Raw genomic sequence first — 11182 nt, 5'->3', positions numbered from 1 at the left:
ATGATTGAGTCGCCAGAGCCGCGAGCCGTGCCAATGGGACGCGCCTGAACGGCCTGCGCCGTCACATCGACCAACGCCTGAAGAGAGACGCCATAAGAAGACAGCGCCTCGATGTCGGGTTCAACGCGAAGCTCGAGACTACGTCCCCCAATAACGTTAGTCAGGCCGACATCCTCCACCTTCAGGAGTTCTTTCAGAACCTCATCGGCGAGCATGCGCAGGCTGGTATCGTTCCAGACATTTCCGGTCCACGTTTCCGGGGACAGCGTCAATGTAACGATGGGAACATCGTCAATGCCGCGCCCGACAACTTGCGGCATCTGAACTTCAGGTGGGATGCGGTCGATATTGGCGCGAATCTTTTCGTGAATTCTCAGAATTGCGTCATCGGCATCAGTACCGACCATGAACCGCGCCGTGACGATAGCGCCGTCATCGCGGCTCTGACTGTAGACATGTTCGACGTCGGGAATCGCCTTGATGATTTCTTCCAGCGGCTCAGTGACCTGCTCGACCGTATCAGCCGCTCGCAGCCCGGGCGACTGGACCAGAATGTCCACCATCGGCACTGATATCTGCGGCTCTTCCTCGCGCGGTATAGTCAACAGGGCGATCAGACCAACAGCCAGCGCTGCCAGAAGGACCAGAGGCGTTAGCGGTGAACGGATCGTGGCTCGGGTGATGGAGCCGGAAACATCGGCCTTCATGAGTTCTCCGCTCCCGGCAATGTGACCACATCGCCCGGTCTCAGTCCGGAGAGCACCTCAAAGACCCCATTGGAAACCAATGGCTCCGCCAGCACGACGGGGGCTTCAACGAAGCGATCACCCACCTTTACGCGCACAAAGTCTACTCCATAGCGCGTGGTGACGTATTCCTGTGGCAGAATGATCGCGCGGCGATCACCCACCGGGGCGAGCACATCGGCCCGTTCGCCCACCAGCGCATTCAATCCGCCATCCACAACTGCGTCCGCGACCACTGCACCGTCTCGCAGCGCTGGATAAATCTTCTCAATGCGTGCTGTGCGCACGTCATTGTCGCGCGCGGGCAGGCGTAACGAAACTTCTCCGCCTTCAGCCAGAAAGTTCAAATGCCGCTCCGGCAAGGACAATCGCATCAGCCCGTCGAGCGTCGCGAGGTTGGCAACGACCTGCCCCGGAGATACCACACTGCCTTCAACCACGAGTACATCTGTCACTCGTGAGTCAACTGGCGCGCGGACATACCCTTCCGCCCGACGGGCGATCAGACTGCGGCGTTCTTCTTCTGCGGAGGCTCGATTGGCCTTCACAACATCCAGAGCGGCCTTTTCCTGCTCGAACCGGGCTTTGGGATAAAATCCATCTGCTAACAGTTTGCTCGCGCGGGCGAGGTCTTCTTCCTGCTGTGTCATTTGCGCCGTCAATCCATCGACGCGAGATTGGAGTGCATTGATTTGCGGCGCTATCGTGTCGTCAGCCACGAAGGCGAGCACCTCACCAGCCTTGACCGTTTGGCCCTCATCGATGCTCAACTGTGTGATGACACCCTGAAGGCGAGACCGCGCCATAGCTGTATCACTCGCCTCAATACGCCCCACAACCGGACGAAAATCCGTGATGATGGACTCCTGAATGGTCAGTGTCTGCGCGGTGGCAGTCATGCTCAGCGCCAAGCCAACAATGAGACCACCGATATGTCGGGCGATCATCTCAATAGTCTCCCTTGTCAACGATCGCACCCGTCGACGGGTCCAGCCGAATGCAGGGCTGCCCTGCCGACGTCCAGGCCGCGATGCCTCCCGCCAGATGAGCCGCGTCTGCGCCTGTTTCCTTCATGAAAGTGTTGAGCGCCATTCTGGACCGTTTGCCAGATCCACACTGAAACACGATCCGCCTGCTTCCATCCGCAGGAATCGCTTTGGGTTCAAACGTGGATAAGGGGTGCAGCAATGCGCCATGAATGCGTTGGTTTGCGAATTCTGCAGGCTCGCGGACGTCGACCAATACGATCTTGCCAGCCTTGAGGTCTGTAAAGACACTTTGCGGTGTCAGGTCATATTTATCAGCCATGATTTTTTCCTCTGCCAAGCCACCGGTCGCATTCGCGCAGTCGGTCTTTGATTTAGCTCAATGCCATCGTGACCTATATAGGTAATATTGCGTATTTGCGAAAGTGCTAATATACAACATGTTTCCGGCAAGGAGGATTGGTTATGGCGAACATTGTAATTCTCGGCGCGGGCCTAGGCGGATTGATCGCCGCCTACGAAATCAAAAAGACCCTCGGGCGGGACCATCAGGTTTCGATCATCAGCGAAACGGACTACTACCAGTTCCAACCTTCCAATCCCTGGGTGATGGTAGGGTGGCGGGATCGCAAGGACATCACGGTCGACTTGGCAAAACCCCTCCGCAAGCGAAACGTCAACTTGATTGTCGGCAGGGCAGAGAAAGTTGATCCCGCGCACAAATGCGTGCGTATGCCGGATGGGTCGCAGGTAGAATACGACTATCTGGTCATAGCCACGGGTCCGGAACTCGCCTTCGATGATGTCGAAGGCCTGGGCCCGAACGGCCACACTCAATCGGTCTGCCACATCGACCATGCCGAAGCAGGAGCCTCGGCCTTTGAGGCGTTTTGCAAGAATCCGGGCCCAATCGTGATTGGAGCGGCACAAGGGGCTTCCTGTTTCGGGCCAGCCTATGAAACCGCGATGATCATTGAGACCGAACTGCGCAAACGCAAGATTCGCGATCAAGTGCCGATCACCTTTATTACCCCCGAACCCTATATCGGTCACCTCGGCCTCGATGGTGTGGGCGATACCAAAGGTCTGCTCGAAAGCGAGATGCGCAATCGCCATATCAAATGGATAACCAACGCCAGAGTTCTTGGCGCCGAAGCCGACATGGTACGTGTTGAGGAGTTGAACGAAGATGGCTCTGTCAAGCAAACGCATGAACTGCCGACCCGGTACACTATGCTCATGCCACCTTTCAGGGGGGTCGAAGCCGTGCGTGATGTCGAGGGCTTGGTGAACCCCAAGGGTTTCGTGATTACGGACGACTTCCAGCGTAATCCAGAATGGCCGGATATCTTTGGTATCGGCGTCTGCATCGCGATTCCGCCCATGGGGAAAACGCCCGTGCCAGTTGGCGTACCCAAAACAGGCTTCATGATCGAATCCATGGTGGAAGCAACCGCCCGCAACATCGCGCAGCTTATCGAAGGAACCCAGCCAACACACAAGGCGAGCTGGAATGCGATCTGTCTCGCTGACTTCGGCGATGGCGGCGTGGCGTTCGTTGCGCAGCCCCAGATCCCCCCTCGCAATGTTAACTGGTCGGCTTCCGGGGGATGGGTACACTTGGCCAAGGCGGGATTCGAAAAGTATTTCCTACACAAGCTGCGTACAGGCCAGTCTGAAACCTTCTATGAAAATGCAGCGTTGGGTCTGCTGAAGACTCATAAATTGAAAGACCATTCCTGATGCCTGATCACCAGCATATTGTTTGCACCAAATGTGGCGCCGTAAATCGTGCGCCCATAGGGAGTAGCTTGGCGAGAGGCCATTGTGGATCGTGCAAGGGTGACCTTGCGAGCGATGCTCCCGTCGAGATCAACACGAAGATTCTCAACCGACTCATGTCCCGTGACGAAGGCAGTTTTCTCCTGGATGTATGGGCCCCTTGGTGTGGACCGTGTCGGATGATGGCGCCTTCATTTGCTGAGGCCGCAAAGCACTTTGATGGCAATCTTCGCTTCTTCAAACTCAACACGGAAGCCCATCCGGAAGGTGGAGCCGCATTGAATGTTCGCGGCATTCCTGCCCTCCTGTTGTTCCAAGACGGCAGCGTGATTGATCAGCGGTCTGGTGTAATGACTGCGCCCACAATCATCCAGTGGGTGAATAGCCTGAATATTCTGAAAACCAGCGCCTGACAGTATCTGACGAAAGGAAACAGATATGAATCTTGATCGTGCCGTACTCGCCTTTGCCGGATTGGTCGTTCTGATCAGCCTCGCATTGGGATACTGGGTATCCCCCTATTGGTTCCTGCTGACTGCTTTTGCGGGGCTTAACATGTTTCAGGCCGCCTTTACCGGTTTTTGTCCGGCCGCACTGGTCTTCAAGGCTATCGGCATACGGAGCGGCAACGCCTTCAAATAACGTCTGAGAGATTTGAGTTCGACCTTGGGTCAACAGCACATCACAAGGGCGACGTCCGCCGCCAGCTATCGCACTAAGCTTGATGGCTCATCGCTTGTCGCAAACTGAAGGCCAACATGGAAGCCGTCTGCCGAAGGATCTCGCCTTCATCAATCGACCGTTCATCAAACACCATCTCGACCACCGCATACCCGATCTCAACACTCAGCCTCGCTGATGGCAGGATACGTCCATGATCAAGATCAGGTCGTGTTTCGACTATCCGTTCCGCCAACAATCGCGCAACATGTCGGTGAGACTCAACCCTGACACCCGCCAATACAGGCGTGGCATGCATGGACCGCATAATCCACGCGCCTGCTTTGGTCTGTCGAGTTACCCGTATTGTCTCGAAGAGTAGCGTTTCGATTTCGGCCTCAAGATTGCTCAAGTCACCTGCGTCGAGACTCCAATTCTCCATCAAAATATTCTGCTGAGCCATCAGTCGCTCGCCCAGTTCTTTCAGGACCGAATATTTGTTCGGGAAGTAGCGGTACAATGCCGGCGGCGTGAGTTCAGCTCGTCTACAGATCATGTTTGTCGAGAGCTTCTCGAACCCGACCTCCTCAATCAAGTCAGCCGCGGCGATCAAAATCTGCTCAAACGTGTCTCGACTTCGCTGCTGGTTAGGCGCGGATCGTCTTGTGGTGTTGGGTTCGATTTTCGTTGTCATCACTCAAACGTACTTCATTGACAGTTCAAGGGCGGCTGCCTATCGATAGTCATCGCTACCATTTTGGGGAGGTTGGCGCAATGGGAGTATCCAGACGGAGAGTGGTTCAAGCTGGCCTTGGACTCACGGCAGTATCTGCCGTTCCAATAGTTCAACACGTAGCGTGGGGCACGAGAGACTATGTCCGCGAAGACTACGCTCCAGATCATCCTGAGCCACCTATTGGCGAAGAGAGTTGGAGAAACTGGTCAGGCGCGCAAACTGCCACGCCCAAACAGTTTCGGTCTCCAGCGTCAGCTGCCGAACTTTCGGAAATCATCCGAACTACGCCAGGACGCATCCGCCCAAGAGGCAGCGGCCATTCTTTTTCGGGGCTCGTACCCAGTGAAGGAGTTATTCTGGATGTTGGGCAGCTCGCCGGCTTGAAAGCCTATGACCCTGTAACTCAGCGCGCGACCTTTGGCGCTGGAACCGTTCTGTTCCAGGCAGCATCCCAATTGAATGAGATTGATCGGGCCTTTCCAAACCTTCCCGACATCGTCGACCAAACACTCGCGGGATCCTTCTCGACCGCCACCCACGGCACAGGCCAAACCCTGACCGCACTTCATGACTACATCCACTCCTTCAAACTGGTAACTGCCGACGGCAGTCTGTTGAACGTCACGGCCGATTCCAACCCCGATCTGTTTTCTGCGGGCAAAGTCTCTCTCGGTGCGCTGGGCGTGATCAGCGAGTACACGGTTGAGACCATCCCCTCCTTCAATCTGAGGCGTATCGTCAGTGCAGAGCCCATAGATGCCGTACTCGATGACGCTTTTTCCCGTGCCAGCTCATATCGAAATTTCGAATTTTATTATCTTCCAGGTACGGGACTCGCTGCCAGTATCACTCACGATCTGCATCACGGAGAGACGACCGGCCTGGAACCTTCCAACGATGACGATGAAATGTTGGAGGGCCTTAAACAGCTACGGAATGAATTCGGGTGGTGGCCCTGGCTCCGAAAACGCATTGCGCAATCTGCTCTTCCCAGCGGCACGATTGAAGATGTCAGTGATGCCTCCCTCCAGCTCCTGGCCACGACCCGCCCGATAAAGTTCAACGAAATGGAGTATCACCTCCCTTGGGACGATGGTCTCAAGGCCTTGAGGCAGATCATCAAAATGATGGATCAGCGAAAGCACGTCTTCTTTCCCATGGAGGTCCGGTTTACCGCTCCCGACGATGCCTGGCTTAGCCCGTTCCTTGGTGGCCCCCGAATATCCATCGCGATCCATGCGGCAGTCGACGAAGCCTATGATTATTTCTTCAGCGAGTTCGAACCAGTTTTCAAAATGTATGGCGGCCGCCCCCATTGGGGCAAACACCACAGCCTGCAACGCAAAGATTTGGAAGCTCTCTATCCGGACTTTACCAAGTTCGCAGACTTGCGCCGTTCGCTCGATCCGACTGGAAAATTCCTGAACCCCCATCTCGCCGATGTGTTTGGAGTTCCCTTCAATGCCTGAACTTAGCAGAAGGACACTCTTGATCGGAGGAACAGCTTTAGCAGGAGTAGCAACTCTCATGTCGAAACCCAGTGACAAGAGCGGACCAAGAGATCCTTATTTCTTGCAAATGCAAAAAGCTCTCACCGATGCAGGGATCGCAACACCGACCCTGGTGATCGATCGCGCACGGCTCAACGCCAATATTGATACGCTGAAACACCACCTGCCGCAGGGCATGGGATATCGTATTGTCGCCAAGTCCCTGCCATCGCTTCGATTGATTGACCATATTCGCAAGCGAACCGGCACGGATCGGTTGATGACATTCAATTTACCCATGCTGCTGGCACTGAGCACAGAAATGCCCGAAGCCAGCCAGTTGCTTGGCAAACCCCTGCCCATTCAGGCTGCGCGCCAATATTTTCACAAACTACCGCCCGAGCGCTCTGATGCGGCAGGCCGCGTCCAATGGCTCATAGATACTCCGAAGCGACTTGAGCAGTACCAGGATCTCGCAAAGGATGTTGGTCGCACCCTGAATATTAATCTGGAACTGGATGTGGGACTCCACAGGGGCGGCTTCGAACCAGGTTCGGAGTTGGGGGCCGTGTTGCACGAAATAGAACTGGATCCGAGTTTGGAATTTGCGGGTTTCATGGGTTACGAACCGCATATTCCCAGCCTGCCCACAAGCTTGGGCTGGCGCGACAAGGCGCTCGCAGGAGCTTGGCGTTCATACAGGGCGGCGCTTGATCAAGCCGCTGAGGTGTTTGGCAAGGAAGCCATAGAGCATATCACCCGAAACGCAGCAGGCAGTCCGACCTATCGCTACTACGAGGACACTTCGATTGCGAATGAAGTCTCTGCAGGGTCGTGCCTGATGAAGCCAACGCATTTTGACACTGAATTGTTGGAGCCCCATACGCCCGCGAGCTTCATTGCAACACCGGTCATCAAATCTGTCGCCAGAACACGAATGCCCGGCCTCGAGTTCGCCGACAACACCAAACGGGCGTGGGATCCGAACTACAGCAAGACCATATTCATTTATGGAGGCCACTGGCTCGCCGACCCGGTTGATCCGCCCGGCCTGGAATACAATTCGACGTTCGGACGCTCCTCCAACCAGGAAATGCTGAATGGTGGGCCGGAGCTGCAAATCGCGCCAGACGAGTTCGTATTTCTTCGTCCGCACCAGAGCGAAGCAGTCTTCCTGCAATTCGGGGATATCGCCGTTTACGAAGACGGAGAAATTGTGGACTCCTGGCCCGTCTTTGAGGCTTCAGCTTAGACTGTTTCATCAGTATCTTCCGCCTGGAGCGCGAGACTGCTCCACAACGCCTCGTCCGCTTCGGCCAGACCGTTGCGGGGTATCATGGCAACTTCCAGAGATCGGGTACGCAGGGCGACCTGGATCACGCCGCGTCTGTCGAGATCTTTGAAGCGGGTCGGGACACGCCGGACATAGTGACACCAACCGCTGCGATCCTTCAGAAATCTTGATCCAAGTGAGAAATGCTTCATCGCCCTTTGTTGTGCAACAAGTTTGCATTTTGTGGGGTAAATTGTAGTGCACGATCAGCGAAAAGGCCTGGAGCGCCTGAGCTTTCCCAAGTATTTTCAATGATTTCAAAGGAGGTGTCAGGCGTCACCCTGAAAGAAATGGCGCGAGTGACGTGCCACATTCCATATTTTTTATCCATATTTTTCAATCACTTACGGGAGGTGTAATCGATTCTTGGTCCTCAGTTCGGTCTGATTTTGGTCCACAGTTTTGTAGACCGCTTGAGTTCGACGCCGCTCACCGGCACCGATAGCCATAGTTAACGCGGATTGTACTCCCTGCCAAATCAAGCTTGATCTATAGAACTAGATTTCACCGCTAACTACAATGCACAGAGCGCCGAAACTCAACACATCATACTAAAGTCAACACCTAGCGCTCGACCGATATCCGCATCATGCCCAGCAATCCTCCAAGAACGATATCGCCGCCCGGCAGGAGGTGAATGACAGAGTAAGCGCCATTGTAAATGTGGCTATCACCAAGGCGAAGCCGTGTAACGGCTTCACCCGTCTCCCAATCAAGACCTGTGACCTCCCATTTTCCGTCTACGAAACCATTGACATAGACCTGTTGGGCGCCGCCAGAAATCATGGGGACGGTTGATGGGCTCGATACAGTGGGATTTGCCCAGGCACGCACCCAGCGGTCAGCTTCAACGTCCCATTCAAACTTTTCAGCACCCGTCGGTCCTTTGCGTAGTCTACCAGACATGACAACATTCTCCAGCATTGTTGGCAATGGCGATGGCAATGTGTTGTTTACCACCAAGGCACCGTAGCCATATACCGCAACGGATTGCTCAGACTGGGCGCGCTCAAGGTCAGACTTTCCGAAACTAACCTGAATCTGGTCGGCAATTCGACGCGATTTGGTCCCTGGCTTCTGGACGAAATCCTCTGGAATATCGTCGCGCCAGAAGGCGACGACATTCATAATCAACTCTCCGTCCGTGATGACAACAAGTTTGTCTTCCTCGTCTCCGAAGCCCATAAGTGAGGGCGTAGAGCCTGATCCGTTGCCGAGACTCACGCCGCCAAGTTTGCCGGTGAAGGAATCGTATTCTGATGACCACGCGCCATACCCTCTAGAGTGAAGTGTTTCCCCGTCCCAAACCAGTTTATGGAGCCTCCTATTTGAGAGAACATAAATGCCACCACCCTCATCAATGGCGATCGAGTTCGTAACCTGCTCATCGTCAGCCAACTCATGAATGATCGGTGCCTGTTCAAAATTTCGGTCTACGATGACGACAACGCCGCCCATCGTCACCAGCGCCAGCATGCCATCATAAGTCAGATTCAATCCGAACACAGCATCAGGGTCTTCCAGTGTTGGATTGAAATATTCGCGCGGCAGCTGAAAGCGGCGCTTTTCCACCAGTGGTGACAGCGGATTGCCGGGTTCGGCATCACCATAAACGACGACATCGTTGTTGACGACAGTGTAGAAGTCACCATTGCGGTCGACGACATTATAGATTGCTGCTCTGGCGACGACCCGCTCAACATAACGTGGATAGTTCCGATTGAGATAGCCAAGCAGTTCAGCTTCTGAGGCCGTACTATCCATTTCGACGGCGATACGTTCAGCATCCTCGACAGACATGAAGGGTTGACCTTCCACAGGCAGAGCATTGATCAGTTGAAACTTGCCATCGCTAATCAGGATTTTGGAGATACGATTATTGTTGGCGGAGATGGCCACCTGCTCACCTGAAGGATAAGTTGGTAATTGCATAAGCGTGAGGTTCACCAACCCTGCCGGGACCCTTTGAATACCCTCATCATCAATCTCGTGAATACCGACCGGCCCAGCAAACGGAAGGGAATCCTGTTGAGCCGGATTAAAATGCGTGGTGGCAAGCTCGCTGTCCACCAGATTTGGGTTCATTGGAGGAAACTCCGGACCCGACGCATCAAAGACTGGGATAGTGGAGCATGCACCAAGCACGGCTACGATTGCGACTGCAGCAGCAGCGATATGAGGTTTCATTTGTTGTCTCCCAGAGTGACAGATTTGTACTGGTTTAGCGAATTGTCAGAATACTATTCAGCTTGAGACGTCGACTGTTGCTCGTCTTGAAACGCCATCCAGGCTCGAGAGAGGATGAAATCCTCAATATCATCGACTTCCTGTTGGCTTAGGCGGCCGGCGAAGTTGGGCATGCCAATCGCTTCGCCGGCCCCTTGAAGGAGGAAAGCATCAAAAGTGTCTATCCCGAGAGTCGCTGACTGCCTCAGATCGGGGAGCGTTCCGGACGAAATGGCCGCGCCGCCATGGCAGACACCGCAGAATCGACCGTAGAGGTCTGTGCCCCGTACAACCGCTTCAGCCGAATGCGGCTGTCGCGCTGGCTCAGGCGTTGCCTTCTGCGGAAGCGCGGCGACGTTTAGCTCGCCCTCTCCGCCAAGTTTGAAGGCAAGTACATGGCCTTCAACCGGGCCTCCTGTCTGCCCGACATAGAAGCCGGCGAGCAAATTGGCACCACTGCCCCAACCAGCTGATACAGCAACATACTGCTCGCCATTGACCTCATACGCCACAGGTCCACCGACCATTGCGACACCAACCGGATACGACCACAGTTCTTCGCCTGTTTTGGCGTTGTAAGCATTGAAAACGCCGCTCGTCGTGCCTTGGAATACCAGATCTCCAGACGTTGTCAGCGTACCTCCATTCCACATTCGCTCATGCTGAACACGCCAGACTTCTTTCTGAGCTACCGGATCCCAGGCAGCAAGATGTGCTTGGACAAGTTGGCGCAGAAGTGTGCGACGTGCTTCTTCTGTTTCCGGTAATGCGTCTGTCAGGCTGACACCGATATTGAATGCGTCTCGGTCAAAGCGGGCAATCTCGCCCTCGATCTGATCGGAATAGAGGAAAGGAACATCTTGTGCGGGAATATATACCAGCCCTGTTTCCGGATTGAATGACATGGGGTGCCAGTTGTGGGCACCAAATGGGCTGGGTTTGACGAGCGCAGGTCCACCAGACAGATAGCGCGCCTCGGGGTTTTCAACAGGACGCCCGGTCTCCATATCGATATGTGTGGCCCAGTTAACGGGAACAAATGGCTCTGCGGAAATAAGTTCGCCGCTTATTCGGTCGATGACATAAAAGAAGCCGTTTTTCGGCGCTTGCATCAGCACCTTACGAAGCTCTCCCTCGATCTCAAGATCAGCTAGAATGATATTCTGCGTAGCTGTGTAGTCCCAAGTTTCGCCCGGCGTCGTCTGATAGTGCCAGACATATTC

The 11182-nt window shown here is 54.6% G+C and carries 12 protein-coding genes; 5 read left to right on the top strand and 7 right to left on the bottom strand.

Going from position 1 to position 11182, the window contains the following annotated elements; all coding sequences use genetic code 11:
- The 3 genes from B4F73_RS12405 to B4F73_RS12395 form a co-directional block, all read right to left on the bottom strand.
- A partial coding sequence (locus B4F73_RS12405; RefSeq protein ID WP_290483416.1) for an efflux RND transporter permease subunit occupies positions 1-707 on the bottom strand: 707 nt, incomplete at its 3' end.
- Entirely contained in the window at positions 704-1693 is a 990-nt protein-coding gene (locus B4F73_RS12400) for an efflux RND transporter periplasmic adaptor subunit (protein WP_290483415.1), read from the bottom strand. The genes B4F73_RS12400 and B4F73_RS12405, both read right to left, overlap by 4 nt.
- Position 1694: 1 nt before the next feature.
- Positions 1695-2054 carry a rhodanese-like domain-containing protein gene (locus B4F73_RS12395; RefSeq protein ID WP_206992943.1) on the bottom strand — a complete coding sequence of 120 codons (360 nt, stop codon included), beginning with the start codon at positions 2052-2054 and terminating at the stop codon, positions 1695-1697.
- Positions 2055-2197: 143 nt separating this feature from the next.
- On the opposite strand from B4F73_RS12395, the gene B4F73_RS12390 reads away from it, so the two are divergent.
- From B4F73_RS12390 to B4F73_RS12380, 3 genes are read left to right on the top strand one after another with little or no spacing between them, the layout of a single operon-like run.
- Positions 2198-3475, top strand: coding sequence for an NAD(P)/FAD-dependent oxidoreductase (locus B4F73_RS12390; protein ID WP_290481013.1), 1278 nt, complete (start codon positions 2198-2200; stop codon positions 3473-3475).
- Entirely contained in the window at positions 3475-3927 is a 453-nt protein-coding gene (locus tag B4F73_RS12385; RefSeq protein ID WP_349678095.1) for a thioredoxin family protein, read from the top strand. Before B4F73_RS12390 ends, B4F73_RS12385 begins: the two co-directional genes overlap by 1 nt.
- Positions 3928-3952: 25 nt before the next feature.
- Entirely contained in the window at positions 3953-4156 is a 204-nt protein-coding gene (locus B4F73_RS12380) for a YgaP family membrane protein (protein ID WP_034813564.1), read from the top strand.
- A 73-nt stretch (positions 4157-4229) separates the two neighbouring features.
- On the opposite strand, the gene B4F73_RS12375 is transcribed toward B4F73_RS12380, so the two are convergent.
- Entirely contained in the window at positions 4230-4868 is a 639-nt protein-coding gene (locus B4F73_RS12375; protein ID WP_290483414.1) for a TetR/AcrR family transcriptional regulator, read from the bottom strand.
- 80 nt (positions 4869-4948) lie between these two features.
- On the opposite strand from B4F73_RS12375, the gene B4F73_RS12370 reads away from it, so the two are divergent.
- Together B4F73_RS12370 and B4F73_RS12365 are read left to right on the top strand one after the other, a co-directional pair.
- Positions 4949-6379: a D-arabinono-1,4-lactone oxidase gene (locus tag B4F73_RS12370; RefSeq protein ID WP_290483413.1), complete on the top strand. Its 1431-nt coding sequence runs from the start codon at positions 4949-4951 to the stop codon at positions 6377-6379.
- A gap of 58 nt (positions 6380-6437) precedes the next feature.
- Positions 6438-7652, top strand: coding sequence for an alanine racemase (locus tag B4F73_RS12365; RefSeq protein ID WP_290483412.1), 1215 nt, complete (start codon positions 6438-6440; stop codon positions 7650-7652).
- 229 nt (positions 7653-7881) lie between these two features.
- On the opposite strand, the gene B4F73_RS12360 is transcribed toward B4F73_RS12365, so the two are convergent.
- The 3 genes from B4F73_RS12360 to B4F73_RS12350 form a co-directional block, all read right to left on the bottom strand.
- Entirely contained in the window at positions 7882-8064 is a 183-nt protein-coding gene (locus B4F73_RS12360; protein ID WP_290483411.1) for a hypothetical protein, read from the bottom strand.
- A 233-nt stretch (positions 8065-8297) separates the two neighbouring features.
- On the bottom strand, positions 8298-9920 hold the full coding sequence (locus B4F73_RS12355; RefSeq protein WP_139068737.1) for a hypothetical protein: 1623 nt from the start codon (positions 9918-9920) through the stop codon (positions 8298-8300).
- Positions 9921-9973: 53 nt separating this feature from the next.
- Positions 9974-11182, bottom strand: a 1209-nt coding sequence (locus tag B4F73_RS12350; protein WP_290483410.1) for a c-type cytochrome, incomplete at its 5' end; no start/stop codon positions are given.

The sequence above is a fragment of the Hyphomonas sp. UBA3601 genome, assembly GCF_002375605.1.
Classification (GTDB): domain Bacteria; phylum Pseudomonadota; class Alphaproteobacteria; order Caulobacterales; family Hyphomonadaceae; genus Hyphomonas.
The sequence above is the reverse complement of the archived record's forward strand: the minus strand, read 5'-3'. Positions and strand labels throughout refer to the sequence as shown.

Excerpts from the sequence above, each read along its gene's own strand:
- B4F73_RS12400 (WP_290483415.1), bottom strand. The coding sequence starts at position 1,693 with ATGATCGCCCGACATATCGGTGGTCTCATTGTTGGCTTGGCGCTGAGC.
- B4F73_RS12395 (WP_206992943.1), bottom strand. The coding sequence starts at position 2,054 with ATGGCTGATAAATATGACCTGACACCGCAAAGTGTCTTTACAGACCTC.
- B4F73_RS12390 (WP_290481013.1), top strand. The coding sequence starts at position 2,198 with ATGGCGAACATTGTAATTCTCGGCGCGGGCCTAGGCGGATTGATCGCC.
- B4F73_RS12385 (WP_349678095.1), top strand. The coding sequence starts at position 3,475 with ATGCCTGATCACCAGCATATTGTTTGCACCAAATGTGGCGCCGTAAAT.
- B4F73_RS12380 (WP_034813564.1), top strand. The coding sequence starts at position 3,953 with ATGAATCTTGATCGTGCCGTACTCGCCTTTGCCGGATTGGTCGTTCTG.
- B4F73_RS12375 (WP_290483414.1), bottom strand. The coding sequence starts at position 4,868 with ATGACAACGAAAATCGAACCCAACACCACAAGACGATCCGCGCCTAAC.
- B4F73_RS12370 (WP_290483413.1), top strand. The coding sequence starts at position 4,949 with ATGGGAGTATCCAGACGGAGAGTGGTTCAAGCTGGCCTTGGACTCACG.
- B4F73_RS12365 (WP_290483412.1), top strand. The coding sequence starts at position 6,438 with ATGTCGAAACCCAGTGACAAGAGCGGACCAAGAGATCCTTATTTCTTG.
- B4F73_RS12360 (WP_290483411.1), bottom strand. The coding sequence starts at position 8,064 with ATGGATAAAAAATATGGAATGTGGCACGTCACTCGCGCCATTTCTTTC.
- B4F73_RS12355 (WP_139068737.1), bottom strand. The coding sequence starts at position 9,920 with ATGAAACCTCATATCGCTGCTGCTGCAGTCGCAATCGTAGCCGTGCTT.